Consider the following 16,220-nt stretch of genomic DNA (forward strand, 5'->3'; position numbering starts at 1 on the left):
GCGGGCGCGCCCGACCCCGTTTCCGGGCGACCGGATGGCAGACTGGGAGCCCGGTACCGGCCATCGCGCCGCGGTCGTACGTACGCGCGGTCCGGCAGCTGTCGGCGACGCTCCCTGGCGGCACCTTCGAGCTCCGGCCTCAGCGGTGAAGGGTACCGTAATCGACCGAATTGCCTGCCGACCGGCCCCGGCAAGGGTGCACACATACACCCGGCTCCATCGTCACGTCACGCTTTCTGCGATTTTTCACTCGAACGTGTGTTTGGCGCAACCTTTCGAAAGCAACTACCGTTGTCCAGCTAGGGAGACCATTTCGAGAGGGGCCGACGTGACCACCACCGCAGACAGTGCCACCATCACTGCCCAGGACCGCTCCCAGACCCGACTTGAGCCGGTGCATGCCATGAATGACGCAGTCACGAACCAGGAGGGCGGCGACCCCGCGCGGACCACACGCTCGCTGCCCGGCCGACCTCCGGGCATCAGGGCGGACAGCTCCGGTCTCACCGACCGGCAGCGGCGGGTCATCGAGGTCATCCGGGACTCGGTGCAGCGCCGGGGGTACCCGCCGTCGATGCGGGAGATCGGTCAGGCGGTGGGTCTCTCCAGCACGTCGTCCGTCGCCCACCAGCTCATGGCCCTGGAGCGCAAGGGCTTCCTCCGCCGCGACCCGCACCGCCCGCGGGCGTACGAGGTGCGCGGCTCGGACCAGCCCAGCACCCAGCCGACCGACACCACCGGCAAGCCCGCGGCCTCCTATGTGCCGCTGGTCGGCCGGATCGCCGCCGGTGGCCCCATCCTCGCCGAGGAGTCGGTCGAAGACGTCTTCCCCCTCCCCCGCCAGTTGGTCGGCGACGGCGAGCTCTTCGTCCTGAAGGTCGTCGGTGACTCGATGATCGAGGCCGCGATCTGCGACGGCGACTGGGTCACGGTGCGCCGCCAGCCGGTCGCGGAGAACGGCGACATCGTCGCCGCGATGCTGGACGGCGAAGCCACGGTGAAGCGGTTCAAGCGCGAGGACAACCACATCTGGCTGCTCCCGCACAACTCCGCGTACCAGCCCATCCCCGGTGACGAGGCGACCATCCTCGGCAAGGTGGTGGCGGTGCTGCGGCGGGTCTGACCGACCCGCCGGCCATGACCGGCCCCGGGACCCACTGCGCCGGTCCCGGGGCCCTGTTGTGTCCCCAAAGTTGTGCCCCCCCAAAGGGGCGCGGGGCTGTGACGATTTGCGGCTCCGCCGCGATGGGGGTCCCCCTGTTCGAGCGAAGCCGAGAACTTGGGGGAACGACCAGCCACCCACGGCCCACAGCGAAGGCGGCGCAGCCGAAGACCGCGCGCTACCTACCCTCCGCCTTGGCCACCGCATCAATCGCGGCCAGCGACCTCCGCACCTGATTGCGGTCCGTGGTGTACCAGAAGTCCGGCAGCGAGGCCCGCAGATAGCTGCCGTAGCGCGCGTTGGCCAGCCTGGGGTCGAGGACGGCGACGACGCCCCGGTCCCCCGTAGCCCGGACCAGACGGCCCGCGCCCTGGGCCATCAGCAGCGCGGCATGGGTCGCGGCCACCGCCATGAAGCCGTTGCCGCCGCCCTCCTCCACCGCCTTCTGGCGGGCGCTCATCAGCGGGTCGTCGGGCCGCGGGAACGGGATCCGGTCCATGACCACCAGCTGACAGCTCGCACCCGGCACGTCCACGCCCTGCCAGAGGGAGAGCGTGCCGAACAGACAGGTCTCGGGGTCGCCCGCGAACGTCTTGATCAGCTCGCCCAGCGTGTCCTCGCCCTGGAGGAGGATCGGCTTGTCAAGGCGGCCGCGCAGCTCCTCGGCGGCCGCCTGGGCGGCCCGCATCGACGAGAAGAGGCCCAGCGTCCGGCCACCGGCCGCCTCGACCAGCTCCGCCAGCTCGTCCATCATGTCGCCGCGCGAGCCCTCACGGCCCGGCGTGGCCAGATGCCGGGCGACGTAGAGGATGCCCTGCTTGGGGTAGTCGAAGGGCGACCCGACGTCGATGCCCTTCCACTGCGGGACGTCCTCGCCCTCGGTGCCCTCCGGCGCCAGGCCCAGCGACGCGCCCACGCCGTTGAAGTCACCGCCGAGCTTGAGCGTGGCCGAGGTGAGCACCACCGACCGGTCGGCGAAGAGCTTCTCCCGCAGCAGCCCCGACACGGAGAGCGGGGCGACCCGCAGGGAGGCGCCGAAGCGGTCGTGCCGCTCGTACCAGACGACGTCGTACTCGGATCCGTTGGAGATCCGCTCGGCCACGCCGTGGACGTTCTCGACCGCCGCGAGGGCCTGCTTGCGCACCGCGTCCTCGTCCTGGACGGACTTGTCGCGGGTGGAGCCGAGCGCCGAGATCACCGTACGAGCCGCGTCGCGCAGTGCCATCAGGGCGTACCCGAGGTCCTCCGGGATCTCTTCCAGACGGCCGGGCAGCGCCAGCTCCATCAGCCGCTCGAAGCCCTCGGCGGCGGTCTGGAGCTGGTCGGCCGCCTTCTCGTTGACGAGCTTGGCGGCCCGCCGCACGGCCCGGTTGACCTGCCCCGGGGTGAGCTCGCCGGTGGCGACGCCGGTGACCCGGGAGACCAGCTCGTGCGCCTCGTCGACGATCAGCACTTCGTGCTGCGGGAGCACGGGGGCGCCCTCGATGGCGTCGATGGCCAGCAGGGCGTGGTTGGTGACCACCACGTCCGAGAGCTTGGCGCGCTCGCGGGCCATCTCCGCGAAGCACTCCGCACCGTACGCGCACTTCGAGGCTCCCAGGCACTCCCGGGAGGAGACGGACACCTGGCCCCAGGCACGGTCCGAGACACCGGGCGTCAGGTCGTCCCGGTCGCCGGTCTCCGTCTCGTCGGCCCAGTCCCGCATCCGCAGCAGGTCCTGCCCCAGCTTGCTGGTGGGCGCGGCCGCCTCGAACTGGTCGAAGAGACCGTCCTCCTCTTCCTGCGGCACGCCCTCATGGAGGCGGTGCAGGCAGAGGTAGTTCGAGCGGCCCTTGAGCATGGCGAACTCCGGGCGGCGGCGCAGCTGCGGGTGCAGCGCGTCGACCGTACGCGGAAGATCGCGCTCCACGAGCTGCCGCTGAAGCGCCAAGGTCGCCGTGGCCACCACGACGCGCTCGCCGTGCGCCAGCGCCGGCACCAGATAGCCCAGGGACTTTCCGGTGCCGGTGCCCGCCTGGACGAGCAGGTGGGAACCGCCGTCGATGGCGTCGGCGACGGCCGTGGCCATGGTGACCTGGCCGGGGCGCTCCGTGCCGCCGACGGCGGAGACGGCGGCGTGCAGGAGCTCGGGGAGAGATGGCTTCGTCATAGCCCGTCCACCCTACGGGGCACCACTGACAATCGGATCACGTCGGCGGTGCGAGCGGGTTCGGGACGGTGCCCGCGACGGCCGCGTGCGGGCGCTCGGGGCGGTCCCGGTAGCCGTCCAGGTGCAGGCGGTTCCGGTTGAGACAGAGCCGCTCGATACGCGGCGTGAGCAGGTCGAACGTTTCGTACCGCTCCTTGAGCTCGGGGAACCGCGCCTGGTGGCGCAGGATCTCGTCGCGCACCAGCGCCCAGAAATCGCCCTCCGGAACGTCCAGTTGCTCCTCGCACAGCGGCGCGAGATAGCGGAACACACCGACGAAGAGACCGGAGTGGATGAACTGGGTGAGGAAGGAGGGCGGCTCGGTCAGCAGGACGTCCCGTACGTCCTCGGGCATGGAGTCGTGCTCGGGCAGCGCTTCCGCGCTGACGTTGACGTCGTCCACGAAGTCCTTGATCGCCAGGCGTACGGGTACGTCGTGGTCGTCGAAGACGACGATGGCGTTCTCCCCGTGCGGCGAGAAGACCGTCCCGTAGCGGTAGAGGAACCGCAGCAGCGGCGGCAGCAGCGCGCCGAACAGCCGGCGCAGCCAGACCTGGGGGGCGAGGCCCGAGCGGGATACGAGTTCGGCGGTGAAGGTACGTCCCTGCGGATCGGTGTGGAGCAGCGCGGCGAGGGTACGCGCGCGTTCGCCCGCCCGGAGGCGGGTCTGCAGCGGCTCACGCCAGATCGCCCCGAGCAGCTCTTTGTACTGGTACGGAACCTCGGCGAGGTGGTCGTACAGCGGGTGCTCGACCGCCACGGAGGCCACCTCTCCGAGCAGGATCACCCCGCATTCGTCGCGCAGGAACGGATCGGCGTCGCGCAGGGCGTGCACCCAGGCCGTGACGGCCGGTGCGGCGAGCGTGCGCTCCGTCGGCAGCCCCCGCCAGACCAGCGTGTTCAGGATGGACAGCGGCAGCTTCACGGTGTGCCGGTCGGGGCGCGAGGTGTTGAGGAAGGTCCGGATGGACTGCTGCGGCAGCCGGAGGTCGGCGTCGCCCGGCAGCGGGACGATCGCGCCTTCGGCGACGGCCGGGGCGAAGAGCGGCAGCACCACCTCGTCCCACTGCCAGGGGTGCACGGGAAGGTAGAGGTAGTCGTCCGGGGCGAGACCACGCGCGCGTAGCGCGTCGGCGAAGCCCTCGCGGACCGCCGGGTCGAGCTCCCGGGTGTAGAGCCGGTCGGGCGTGGCGAGCGCGCCGACGCCCCGGTAGCGGGCGAGGTCCCTGCGGACCGCGATCCAGGGCAGCCGGGCGGGCCTGCGGGCCTCGGGGGCCCACCGGGCGGCGTCGACGGCCGAGAACCCGACCCGCCCTTTGTTCAGGACGAGCCAGGGGTGCCCGGTCTGGTGGCCTTCCAGCTCCGCGTACCCGAGCTCCGCGAGGCGGGCGGCGGGCAGCGCGGTGTGGTCGAGGCGGGTGTCGGCGGCGAGCGTGGCCGTGAGCTCGCCGACGAGGTGGCCGAAGGTGGCGCCGTCGAGCCCGAGCGTGCGGCGGGCGCGCACGAGGAAGGCGAGCGGGTCGGTGAAGGGCCGCCCGCCGTGGCTGACGGAGTCGGCGTCGACGATCCAGTCGTCGTACGCGCCGCGCCGGGCCCGGAAGGAGAGGGCGGAGCCGTCGTCCAGGGGCTGGGTGTAGGGGGCGCAGGGGCGGCGGGGGATGCCGTGGGCGGCGTCGCGGGAGGTGCCGTCGGAGGTGCCGTCCCGTCCCGGGGCCTCGTCGGAGCCTTCCGGTCGGAGGCCCTCGCTGCCGCCGTCCCGCTGCGCGACCGGCTCGATGATCCCTTCGTACGCGAAGGCCCCGAGCATCTTGGCCAGCAGCCGACGGGCCGCGCGGTCCCAGGCTTCGCGGTTCAGCTCGGGCGGCGCGAGCAGTGTGGACGGCGCGGGCGGCGCGGGTGGTGTGGACAGCCCGGGCGGCGTGGGCGGTGTGAGTGGCTCCTCCTGTTCCTCGGAATCATCGGGGACAAGCAGGTTCGGCAAGGCGACTCCTCGGGGTGGAACCGATGCGGTTCGAGCGGTGTATGTAGGGCAGCGGGTGGTTCACAGCAGGTTCCTGAGCGCGCGATCACGAACCATGAGGGCGGCCCGCTTGTCGGGAAGGTCGACTTCCGCGGAGAACCGGAAGCCGGCGCTCAGAAAGGCGGATACGGAGGGGGTGTTGCGCAGATCGGGTTCAGCGACCACACGGGGACAGAGCGGCCGGTTGTCGAGTACGAGATCGGCGACGGCCCGGAGCAGCGTGGTCCCGATCCCACGCCCGCGATCGGCGACACCGCCGATGAGGAGGTGGATACCGGTGTCGTGCGGACGCGCCGGATAGTGCCGGGCCAGCGGGTCGAGATCGGCCCGGTAGATCTCCCAGTAGCTCATCGGGGCGCCGTCGAGCAGCCCGAGGCACGGCACGCTCCGCCCGTCGCCGTCGAGTTGGGGACGGAGATGGGCCGCCGTCACCGACTCGGGCCCGGCCAGCTCCCAGAAGGCGGCCACGGCGGGATCGTTCATCCAGGTGCTCAGAAGGGAGAGGTCACGTTCGACACGGACGGGTACGAGCTGGAAGACGCCGACGGGCGTGGTGACCGGTCCCCACGCCCCGGGGCAGTCGAGCAGGTCGTCCCCGCCGGGGTGAGGGGCGAGGTGGGAGGCGATACGGGAGGCCGTGTGCGGGGCGCGAGGGGAGGCAGTGCGAGGGGCGAGGTAGGACGCGCCGACCGGGCCGTACGAGTGGGCGGTGCCGGGAGCCGCCGCATCGGAGCGGGCGGCTTCGGGCTGGCGATGTGACGGGGTGCGGGGGCCTGCTTCCACGCCTACCGTCGCGGGCTCGGCCGCGACGGGGCCGGGGGTTCCGCAGCCCGGGGCTCCGGCGTCGGGGGTCCCGGGGGCGGGCGGCCCGAAGTCTGGCGCCCCGGGCTCGGGGGTCTGGTAGTCGAGGACGCCGGACTCGGGAGTCCGGGAGTCGGGGGTCCCGGGGTCCGGGACGCCGTCCTCACCGCTGCCCTCACCCCCGCTGCCGCCTCCCACCTCCACCGCGCCCGTCCCGTCCGCCTTCGACTCCCCGAACAGCGCGATGAGTTCGTAGGGCAGCCGCATGTCCAGCGTGTCCTCGGCGCCGCCGGGCTGGGGGGAGGGACCGGCTCCGGCGTCGGCGTCGGTGCTCGCATCGGTGGGAGGCACGGCGACGTTCCTCTCTCGTCATTCAGCTGTTCGTGGGGATCAAGTTCCGGTGATGCGTCCGGTGGTGTGAAGGGGGTTGGCGATGGTGACGTAGACGGACTGGGTGTCGACCGGGCCGACGAGTTCGTCGAGGTCGTGCAGCCGGGTCATCAGGTTGGCCTTGCAGCGCAGGGTCGGGCTGTCCAGCAGGTACGCGGGCAGCGGCGAGCCGAGCACGGTGGCCTTGGCCAGGAACTGCCGCAGGGCGGCGAGGAGCACACGCTCGTCGGCCAAGCGCTGGGCCCCGAAGGCTCCGACGAGGCCGAGGACGTTGTTGATGCCGAGGTAGTAGGCGAAGCGTTCGTCGGTGACGGCGTCGGAGACGAAGGTGTCGCTGGCGGCGCCGACTCCGGGCAGTCGGCGTTCGAGGGCGTCGCGGTGGGACTCGCGGAAGTAGTAGCCCTGGTTGTCGCGGTAGCGGCCACCGACGGGCCAGCCGTCGGGGTCGAGCAGCACCAGCGTGTTCTGCTGGTGGGCTTCGAGCGCGATCCCCGCCGTGGCGTCCAGCCAGAGCACGGGGCGGACGACCTGGTCGAGGTAGCGCAGGAACCACTCGGCGGACACGGCCGGGGTCGGGCGGCCGGTGCGGGCGGCGAGCTTGGCCACGATGTCCGCGAGCCGCGAGTGCATCACGGTCTCGGGGCGGCCGGGCAGGGGGCGCGGCGCGGTCAGGGCGGCGATGCAGACGGCGTCGTCGCTGGGGCCGAACGGGTTGTGGCGGATCATCACATCGAGCCCACGCACCGGTTGGCCGTCCAGGGCGTCGACGGCGAGCCACGCCGGGTCGCGGACGATGTCGAACCCGGGGTGCGCCGCCTGCCACTCCTCGGCGAGGCCGGTGCGCAGCAGCCGGTGGATCTCCACGCCCCGGTGGAGTTCCTTGCGGAGGTTCTCCCGGCGGGAGTTGGTGATGCGCAGGCCAAGGGAGAGCTTGAGCATGGCGTCGGCGCCGGGCCGGTGCACGGTACGGACGGAGGAGGTGGGGTGCCAGGGGTCGCCGTGGGGGCCGAGGTCGCGCAGGAACCCGGCGTCGAGCAGTTCGACGACGGCCGGCTGGTGGGCGAGTTCGCGCGCCTGCCAGGGGTGCAGGGGCAGTGCCACGGTGTTCGCCGGGACGTGGAGTCCGACGGCGAGCCGGGCGGTGAGTTCGTCGGCGGTGACCGGTCGGCCGCCGTCCGTCCAAGCCGAGTCGGCGGCGAGGACGGTGCGGTCGACGGCCATCCAGTGGAGCGGGAAGGAGCCGTGCAACTCGGGCGAGTAGAGGCGTACTTCGGCCTCGGAGAGTCCTTCGCGGCTCTTCGGGGTGGGGTGGAGGGGGTGACCGAGGAGGAGGGACTGTTCGGCGGAGAGGAAGAGGTCGGCCTCGTCGGCGGGGCCGGGGTGGCGGCGGCGTTCCGCGATGAACTCCGCGGTGCGCCGGACCGAATCCGCGACGCGACCCACCAGCTCGGCACCCTCGCTGCGGCCGGACTCGCGGTTGATCAGGGCGGCCACGGTGACGGCGTCGGCGGCCGGGGCGCCGTGCGGGGCGCCCTCCAGCTCCGGCATGCCGAAGCGGTGCCATCCGGTGGCGGACCAGTACCGGACGGGGACGAGCAGGGCGGTGCCGCTGGCGCGCAGCGGGATGCGCAGCACGGGCCCTTCGGGTGCGGCGAGGTCGTTCTCCCGTACCCAGCAGCGGAGCAGGTTCTCGACGGCCGCGGCCTCGGCGGCGGCTTCCGGATCCGGGTGGTCCAGGAGCTCCCGCTCCAGGAGGTCCTGGACCACGGGGACTTGGGTCCGCGGGCCCTGGTCTCGGGGGTCCTGATCGCGCTCGGTCGGGTCGTCGGCGGGCAGCCGTTCGCCGTGGATCCCCGCCTTCTGGCGCGGCACCGTCGCCGTCTCTGCCACAAGGGGGCCGCAAGGGGCGGTGGGGCGGCCGGGGCCGTCGGGCGCGTCGGGTGCGGGGATGCGGTTCACGGTGGGCTTCCTTGTGTGGTGGACCGGGTCAGTGGGACGGCCCGGCATCGGTCCGGTGGCGGGTCGCGCGCTCCGCGGCGGCCAGGGCGTCGGCCAGCCGGTCGAGGACGGCGACCGCCTGTTCGTCGGTGAGGGTGAGGGGAGGCAGCAGGCGCACGACGCTGGAGTGGCGGCCGCCGAGTTCGACGATGAGGCCCCGGCGCAGGCACTCCCGCTGGACGGCGGCGGCCAGCGCGGGTGCGGCGGTCGCGGTGCCGGTGTGGGGGTCCTCGCGCTCGGGGTCGACGAGTTCGACGCCGATCATCAGGCCCCGGCCGCGGACGTCACCGATGCTGGGGTGGTCCGCCGCCAGGCCCTGGAGCCGGGCGAGCATCCGGCCGCCGAGCAGGGCGGCGCGTTCGGCGAGCCGGTTCTCGCGGACGTAGGCGAGGGTCGCGGTGCCCGCGGCCATGGCGAGCTGGTTGCCCCGGAAGGTGCCCGCGTGGGCGCCGGGCTGCCAGACGTCGAGGTCGTCGCGGTAGACGATGACAGCAAGGGGCAGCGAGCCGCCGATGGCCTTGGACAGGACCATCACGTCCGGCACGATCCCGCTGTGTTCGACGGCCCAGAAGGCGCCGGTGCGCCCCACGCCGGTCTGCACCTCGTCGGCGATGAGCGGGATGGAGCGGGCGGCGGTGATCTCGCGGATCCGGCGCATCCAGGAGTCGGGCGCGGGGTTCACCCCGCCCTCGCCCTGCACCGGCTCGACGATCATTCCGGCGGGGGCGGGCACCCCGCCCTTGGGGTCGTCGAGCAGGCTCTCGGTCCACCGGGCGGCGAGCTCGGCGCCGCGTTCGCCCCCCACGCCGTACGGACAGCGGTAGTTGAGCGGGTACGGCAACCGCGTCACCCGGGCGCTGGAGGCACCGCCCGAGGCGTCGAGGGCGCCCGCCGTCATGCCGTGGTACGCCCCGGTGAAGGCGAGCAGCCCGCCGCGGCCGGTCGCCGTGCGGACCAGCTTGAGCGCGGCCTCGACCGCGTCGGTCCCGGCCGGGCTGCAGAACTGGATCCGCGCGTGGTCGGCCAGGGGCCGCGGAAGGGTGGTGAACAGCTCGGTGGTGAACGCGTCCTTGACCGGGGTGGCCAGGTCGAGCGCGTGCAGCGGGGCGCCCGAGTCGAGGACCTTGCGGATGGCTTCGAGCACGACCGGGTGGTTGTGCCCGAGGGCCAGGGTGCCCGCGCCCGCGAGGCAGTCGAGGTAACGCCGCCCGTCCGCCCCCTCGATGGTCAGTCCACGGGCCCGCACGGGCACGATCGGTAGCGAGCGGGCGTACGTCCGGGCGGCGGACTCGCGCAGGGACTGCCGCCGCAGGATCCCCTCGTGGGCGGGCGGTGTCCGCGGCGATGTGGTCGGAAGCTCGGCCGGTGCTGGTACCGGCGCGGATTCGGTCACGGCCACGAGTTCTGGTCCTCCCACGGTGCGCGCTCCGCTGTGCCTGCTGTGCCAGCCGCGCCGGGACCCTGTGACGGTTCCGTGGCACGCCCGTTGCCCGGTGCGAACGGTGGGGCTGAACGCTGGCGTGTCGTCCCCCGTACGTACCAACGACGCCGGGGCCGGAGGATCACGGGCAAGCGCGAAGATCCTTGCGGAGCGGAACCGCGGCCCTGCCGCGCACCGTCCCAACCGGCACCGGCATAGTGGGGGCCGCACTTCGGCCGGAGCTTTTCGGCCGGGGCGAGGTGGGCCGCTGGCTTCGACGAAGCCGGCGGGTTCGCTTCAGTAACGGCAAGCGGTGGAGCAACGGTGGCTGCACCGCGCATCAGCAGCTTCAGTACCGAAGTCCCAGGGGGATCAAGAACATGCGACCGACACGTCCGAACTCCGCGGCCCGTGGTGGGAGGGGCGCACATCGCCGGACCTCCCCCGTACTGGCCGCGCTCGGCCTCACGGCCGCTCTCGCCCTGACCGCCACCGCGTGCGGTCCGGGCGGCGACGACAAGGCCGACTCCAAGCCGACCGCTTCGGCGACCGCCGGCGGCGACGGCCTCCAGATCCCGGACGACATCAAGGACCGGCTCAAGAAGCACGGGATCGACCCGGACAAGTGGAAGAACGGCGAGTGGAAGAACTGGGACAAGTCCAAGTGGCTGCGTGAGGCCAAGGACTTCGTCAACCCGATCATCCAGGACCTGTGGGACCCGGACCGGATGCGGAAGGCCGAGAAGCCCCCGCAGAAGCCCGTCCCCAACGACATCTCGGGCGACAAGGGCGTGACGGACCCGACCCCGAAGCCCGTCAAGGCCAAGGCCCAGAAAGCCCCGTACCACCAGAGCCTGCCGGAGCTCGGCAAGCTCTTCTTCGACGGCCCCGAGGGCTCGATGGTCTGCTCGGCGACCGTCGTGAAGGACCCGGCGCACCCCGGCAAGTCCAACATGGTGTGGACGGCGGGCCACTGCGTCCACGCGGGCGCCAAGGGCGGCTGGTACCGCAACATCGCCTTCGTGCCCTCGTACAACAACGCCGACATGTCGCTCGCGCAGCTGCAGAAGGCGACCAGGCAGCAGATCGCGCCGTACGGCGTGTTCTGGGCCGACTGGGCGCAGACCTCGCAGCAGTGGATCCAGGGCGGCGGCCCGACCGGCGGCCAGGGCGCTCCGTACGACTTCGCGGTGCTGCACGTCACCCCCGAGAAGGGCAAGGGCAACAAGTCCCTTGAGGAGACGGTCGGTTCGGCCCTCCCGGTGGACTTCAACGCCCCGGCCGTGCCGAAGATCGCGAGCATGACGGCGAACGGCTACCCGGCCGCGCCGCCGTACGACGGCCAGAAGCTGTACCAGTGCAAGGACAAGCCGGGCCGGCTCTCGCTCGACGCCAGCACCCCGACGATGTACCGCCTGGGCTGCACCATGACCGGTGGCTCCTCCGGCGGCGGCTGGATCGCCGCGGGCGCCGACGGCAAGCCCTCGCTGGTCTCCAACACCTCCATCGGCCCGGTGACGGCCGGCTGGCTGGCGGGCCCGCGCCTGGGCCCGGAGGCCAAGGGCGTGTACGACTCGGTCAGCAACAAGTACGCGGGCCAGTAGGCCCGGCCGGGGTCCGGGAGCTCTCTCCACGAGAGCTCCCGGACCTCTGTGCGAGACCCCCACGAGCTAACGGCATAGTGGGGGGCTGCGAAACGGCGGTCCCGGAAGACCCCGTTTCCCGATATGACGTGCCCATGGCAACACGCCGTCTCGGCGTGCGGCCCGGCACGCGCAACTGAACAAGGTACGAGCACAACTCAGGGGGAATCGTTTCCATGCGATCCATACGTCCGCTGCTGGCCTCCACCGGCCTCGTGGCGGCACTCGCGCTGACGGCCACCGCGTGCGGCCCCGGCGACGACGGCGCGGACAGCAAGCCGTCCGCGTCGAGCACCGCCCAGGGCAAGGGCGACCAGGGCCTTCCCGACGACGTCGCCGGCGCACTCAAGAAGCACGGCGTCGACCCCGACAAGTGGAAGAACGGCGACTGGAAGAACTGGGAGAAGTCCAAGTGGCTGCGTGAGGCCAAGGACTTCGTCAACCCGGTCATCGCGGGCCTGTGGAAGCCCGAGCGGATGCGGTCCGCCAAGGACCCGCAGAAGACCATGGCCGCCGGTGACGTCAACGGCGACCCGGGCACCAGCGACCCGGAGCCGCGGCCGGTCCAGGCCAAGGCCGAGAGCCTGCCGTACCACGACTACGCCGCCCCGGTCGGCAAGGTGTTCTTCGACTCCCCCGAGGGCTCCATGGTGTGCTCGGGCACCGTCGTGAAGGACCCGGCGCACCCCGGCAAGTCCAACCTCGTCTGGACCGCGGGCCACTGCGTCCACGCGGGCGCCAAGGGCGGCTGGTACCGCAACATCGCCTTCGTCCCGGCCTACAACGACAAGGGCAAGTCGGCGGCGCAGCTGCGCAACGCGCAGTCGCAGGAGATCGCCCCGTACGGCGCGTACTGGGCCGACTGGGCCTCGACCTCGGGCGAGTGGATCGCCGGCGGCGGCCACACCGGCGGCACCGGCGCCCCGTACGACTACGCCGTGCTGCACGTGAAGCCGGAGAACGGCACCAAGTCGCTCGAAGAGACCGTCGGCAACGCGCTGACCGTCAACTTCTCGACGCCCGCCGCGCACTCCGTCTCGGCGATGGGCGCCTGGGGCTACCCGGCGGCGCCGCCGTACGACGGCCTCAAGATGTTCAAGTGCGTCGACCGCCCCGGCCGCCTCTCGGTCACCCCGGGCACGCCCGCGATGTACCGCATCGGCTGCACGATGACCGGCGGTTCCTCTGGTGGCGGCTGGTTCATCACCGGCACGAGCGGCAAGGCGGAGCTGGTCTCCAACACCTCGATCGGCCCGGTCACTTCGGGCTGGCTGGCCGGACCCCAGCTGGGCGCCGGCGCCCGGCAGATCTTCACCCAGATGAGTCAGAAGTACGGCGGCCAGTAAGGCTGCCGGCACCTGACGACGACAAGGCCCGTCCCCTCGTACGGAGGGGGCGGGCCTTGTTCGCTCGAACGGACCGGTCAGTGCCCGGCCGCGCGCGTGCGGTCAGTGCTTGGCCGGTACGTACGGAGCGAGCTCCGCCGCCAGCACCTCGTGCACCCGCGCCTTGAGCAGCGTGCCCTCCGGGGTGTGCTCCTCGGAGATCACCTCGCCCTCGGCGTGTGCCCGCGAGACCAGCTGTCCGTGCGTGTACGGCACGAGGGCCTCGATCTCGACCTCGGGGCGCGGCAGTTCGGCGTCGATGATGCCGAGCAGCTGCTCGATGCCCATGCCCGTACGGGCGGAGACCGCGATGGAGTGCTTCTCGATCCGCAGCAGGCGCTGGAGGACCACCGGGTCGGCCGCGTCCGCCTTGTTGATCACCACGATCTCGGGCACGTCGACCGCGCCCACCTCGCGGATCACCTCGCGCACGGCGGCCAGCTGCTCCTCCGGAGCCGGGTGCGAGCCGTCCACCACGTGCAGGATCAGGTCGGAGTCGCCGACCTCCTCCATGGTGGAGCGGAACGCCTCGACCAAGTGGTGCGGCAGGTGCCGGACGAACCCGACGGTGTCGGCCAGTGTGTACAGCCGACCGCTGGGGGTCTCGGCCCGGCGCACGGTCGGGTCGAGGGTGGCGAACAGCGCGTTCTCCACCAGCACGCCCGCGCCCGTGAGGCGGTTGAGCAGCGAGGACTTGCCGGCGTTGGTGTATCCGGCGATGGCGACCGAGGGGACCTTGTTGCGACGGCGCTCCTGGCGCTTGATCTCGCGGCCGGTCTTCATCTCCGCGATCTCCCGGCGCATCTTCGCCATCTTCTCGCGGATCCGCCGCCGGTCCGTCTCGATCTTGGTCTCACCGGGACCACGGGTGGCCATGCCGCCGCCGGACGAGCCGGAGCCGCCACCACCCATCTGCCGGGAGAGCGACTGGCCCCAGCCGCGCAGCCTGGGCAGCATGTACTGCATCTGGGCGAGCGAGACCTGGGCCTTGCCCTCTCGGGACTTGGCGTGCTGGGCGAAGATATCGAGGATCAGGGCGGTCCGGTCGACCACCTTGACCTTGACGACGTCTTCCAGATGGATCAGCTGGCCGGGGCTGAGCTCACCGTCGCAGACGACGGTGTCGGCGCCGGACTCCAGGACGATGTCCCGCAGCTCCTGCGCCTTGCCGGAGCCGATGTAGGTGGCCGGGTCGGGCTTGTCACGGCGCTGGTACACACCGTCGAGCACCATCGCGCCCGCCGTCTCGGCGAGGGCCGCGAGCTCCGCCAGGGAGTTCTCCGCGTCCTTCAGCGTGCCCGTGGTCCAGACGCCCACCAGCACGACGCGCTCCAGGCGCAGCTGGCGGTACTCGACCTCGGTGACGTCTTCCAGCTCGGTGGAGAGGCCCGCCACACGCCGCAGGGCGGCGCGCTCGGAGCGGTCGAACTGCTCGCCGTCCCGCTCGCCGTCGATCTCGTGGCTCCAGGCGACGTCCTCTTCCATCAGGGCATCGGCCCGAAGGCTCTCGGTGCGGTTCTTCTCCGCGAAGCTCTGCTCGTCCTGGGAAGGGGATGAAGAGGAGGTCATTGGATCCTTACGTCGTTGGAATTGCGGTTACGTCGGTCACAACGCGTAATGGACCCGAAAGATTCCCGAGTGGAATCCGGCCCCGGCAGCGCCGCCGACCCGACGATGGTCGCACGGTGCCACCGGGGCCGTCACCCCGGTTTTCCGGCGCTGGGCGGGCCGGGGACAGGGCCCGTGCGCCTAGGCGTGCCGGGGTGCGGCGCTGCGCCAGTCCTTGTGCCCGGGCATCGGTGGCGTCTTCGCCCCGTACAGCCAGCCCTGGAGGAACCCGGCGAGGTCGCGCCCGGCGACCTCGGACGCGAGGCCGACGAAGTCGGCGGTGGTGGCCGTCCCGTCCTTGTGGTCGCTCACCCAGCGCCGCTCCAGCTCGCCGAACTTCGCCTCCCCGATCTCCTGCCGCAGCGCGAACAGCACCAGTGCGCTCCCGTCGTAGACGACCGGCCGGAAGATGCTGATCTTCTGGCCGGGGGTGGGCGGCTTGGGGGCCGCCGGCGGCCCGCCCGCCGCGCGCCAGGCGTCGGACTGGCGGTAGGCCTCGCGCATCCGGGTCTCCAGCGGCTGCTTGCCGTGCTCCTGTGCGTACAGCGCCTCGTACCAGGTGGCGTGCCCTTCATTGAGCCAGAGGTCGGACCACGCGCGCGGGGAGACGCTGTCGCCGAACCAGTGGTGCGCCAGCTCGTGCACCATCAGCGAGTCCACGTACCACTCGGGGTACCCGGCGCGCACGAACAGCGAGCGCTCGAAGAGCGACAGGGTTTGGGTCTCCAGCTCGAAGCCGGTGTCCGCGCCGGCGATCAGGACGCCGTACGTCTCGAACGGGTACGGCCCGACCTTGTCCTCCATCCACGCGATCTCGGCGGGCGTCTTCTTCAGCCAGCGCTCCAGCTGCTGCCGGTCGGCCGCCGGGACGACGTCGCGCACGGGCAGCCCGTGCGGCCCCTCGCGGCGCACCACGGCCGAGCGGCCGATGGAGACCTGGGCGAGCTCGGTCGCCATCGGGTGTTCGGTGCGGTACGTGGAGACGGCCCGGCCGCCCGCCCTCGTCCGGCCGGTCTCCAGCCCGTTGGCGACGACCGTGTACTCCTTCGGGGCGTCCACCCGGAACGTGAACATCGCCTTGTCGGAGGGGTGGTCGTTGCACGGGAACACGCGGTGCGCGGCGTCGGCCTGGTTGGCCATCACCAGGCCGTCGCTGGTGCGCACCCAGCCGCCGTCCTCGGCGCCGCGCGGGTCGCTGGTGTGCCGGACGGTGATCCGCAGCCCCTCTCCCGTGTACACGGGACGGCGTGGGGTGATCACCAGATCCTCGTCGGCGCCGGCGAACTCGGCCTTCGCCCCGTTCACTTCGACGCCGTGGACGGTGCCGCGCGCGAAGTCCAGGTTGATCCGGTCGAGCCAGCCGGTGGCACGGGCGTCGATGGTGGTGACGGCCTCCATCGGCTTGCTGTTGTCGCCCTGATAGGTGAATCCGATGTCGTACGAGAGGACGTCGTACCCCGGGTTGCCCAGCCGCGGAAACAGCGGATCGCCGATTCCGGCCGGGGCGGGCGGTGGGGCTGCGGCCAGGACACAGGCGGCTGCGGTGGCCAGCAGAGCGGCACGCACACGGCGTGAGGAGAGCAGCATGCCCTACCGCTACCAGCA

Annotated in this window: 9 protein-coding genes and 1 pseudogene; 3 read left to right on the forward strand and 7 right to left on the reverse strand. The window is 72.0% G+C overall.

What is annotated here, in order from left to right; genetic code table 11:
- Positions 1–328: 328 nt before the first annotated feature.
- Positions 329–1,123, forward strand: coding sequence for a transcriptional repressor LexA (gene lexA, locus QIY60_RS03830; RefSeq protein WP_283141144.1), 795 nt, complete (start codon positions 329–331; stop codon positions 1,121–1,123).
- Positions 1,124–1,340: 217 nt separating this feature from the next.
- On the opposite strand, the gene QIY60_RS03835 is transcribed toward lexA, so the two are convergent.
- The 5 genes and pseudogenes from QIY60_RS03835 to QIY60_RS03855 all read right to left on the reverse strand — a co-directional run bounded on the left by QIY60_RS03835 (position 1,341) and on the right by QIY60_RS03855 (position 9,874).
- A complete protein-coding gene (locus QIY60_RS03835) occupies positions 1,341–3,311 on the reverse strand; it encodes an ATP-dependent DNA helicase (RefSeq protein WP_283141145.1) in 1,971 nt (656 codons plus the stop codon).
- A 37-nt stretch (positions 3,312–3,348) separates the two neighbouring features.
- Positions 3,349–5,259: an IucA/IucC family siderophore biosynthesis protein gene (locus QIY60_RS03840; RefSeq protein ID WP_283145804.1), complete on the reverse strand. Its 1,911-nt coding sequence runs from the start codon at positions 5,257–5,259 to the stop codon at positions 3,349–3,351.
- 132 nt (positions 5,260–5,391) lie between these two features.
- Positions 5,392–5,961 (reverse strand): annotated as a pseudogene (locus tag QIY60_RS32720) (GNAT family N-acetyltransferase); the annotation flags it as partial.
- Positions 5,962–6,561: 600 nt separating this feature from the next.
- Positions 6,562–8,520 carry an IucA/IucC family protein gene (locus QIY60_RS03850; protein ID WP_283141147.1) on the reverse strand — a complete coding sequence of 653 codons (1,959 nt, stop codon included), beginning with the start codon at positions 8,518–8,520 and terminating at the stop codon, positions 6,562–6,564.
- A gap of 28 nt (positions 8,521–8,548) precedes the next feature.
- Positions 8,549–9,874: a diaminobutyrate--2-oxoglutarate transaminase family protein gene (locus QIY60_RS03855; RefSeq protein WP_283145805.1), complete on the reverse strand. Its 1,326-nt coding sequence runs from the start codon at positions 9,872–9,874 to the stop codon at positions 8,549–8,551.
- A gap of 485 nt (positions 9,875–10,359) precedes the next feature.
- Between QIY60_RS03855 and QIY60_RS03860 the strand changes: the two genes are divergently transcribed.
- Both QIY60_RS03860 and QIY60_RS03865 read left to right on the forward strand, forming a co-directional pair.
- The gene (locus QIY60_RS03860; protein ID WP_283141148.1) at positions 10,360–11,583 is read left to right on the forward strand and encodes a hypothetical protein; all 1,224 of its coding nucleotides are present in this window, start codon (positions 10,360–10,362) and stop codon (positions 11,581–11,583) included.
- Between the two features lie 215 nt (positions 11,584–11,798).
- Entirely contained in the window at positions 11,799–12,968 is a 1,170-nt protein-coding gene (locus tag QIY60_RS03865; RefSeq protein ID WP_283141149.1) for a hypothetical protein, read from the forward strand.
- Positions 12,969–13,070: 102 nt separating this feature from the next.
- On the opposite strand, the gene hflX is transcribed toward QIY60_RS03865, so the two are convergent.
- Positions 13,071–14,576 carry a GTPase HflX gene (hflX, locus tag QIY60_RS03870; RefSeq protein WP_283141150.1) on the reverse strand — a complete coding sequence of 502 codons (1,506 nt, stop codon included), beginning with the start codon at positions 14,574–14,576 and terminating at the stop codon, positions 13,071–13,073.
- A gap of 180 nt (positions 14,577–14,756) precedes the next feature.
- Complete coding sequence (locus QIY60_RS03875; RefSeq protein WP_283141151.1) at positions 14,757–16,202, reverse strand: M1 family metallopeptidase; 1,446 nt, start codon at positions 16,200–16,202, stop codon at positions 14,757–14,759.
- Between the last annotated feature and the right edge of the window lie 18 nt (positions 16,203–16,220).

This window comes from Streptomyces sp. BPTC-684 (assembly GCF_030028635.1).
GTDB lineage: Bacteria > Actinomycetota > Actinomycetes > Streptomycetales > Streptomycetaceae > Streptomyces > Streptomyces noboritoensis.

What these genes read in the sequence shown, in the direction of transcription:
- QIY60_RS03835 (WP_283141145.1), bottom strand. Translation starts at nt 3,311, where the DNA reads ATGACGAAGCCATCTCTCCCCGAGCTCCTGCACGCCGCCGTCTCCGCC.
- QIY60_RS03875 (WP_283141151.1), bottom strand. Translation starts at nt 16,202, where the DNA reads ATGCTGCTCTCCTCACGCCGTGTGCGTGCCGCTCTGCTGGCCACCGCA.
- QIY60_RS03865 (WP_283141149.1), top strand. Translation starts at nt 11,799, where the DNA reads ATGCGATCCATACGTCCGCTGCTGGCCTCCACCGGCCTCGTGGCGGCA.
- hflX (WP_283141150.1), bottom strand. Translation starts at nt 14,576, where the DNA reads ATGACCTCCTCTTCATCCCCTTCCCAGGACGAGCAGAGCTTCGCGGAG.
- QIY60_RS03860 (WP_283141148.1), top strand. Translation starts at nt 10,360, where the DNA reads ATGCGACCGACACGTCCGAACTCCGCGGCCCGTGGTGGGAGGGGCGCA.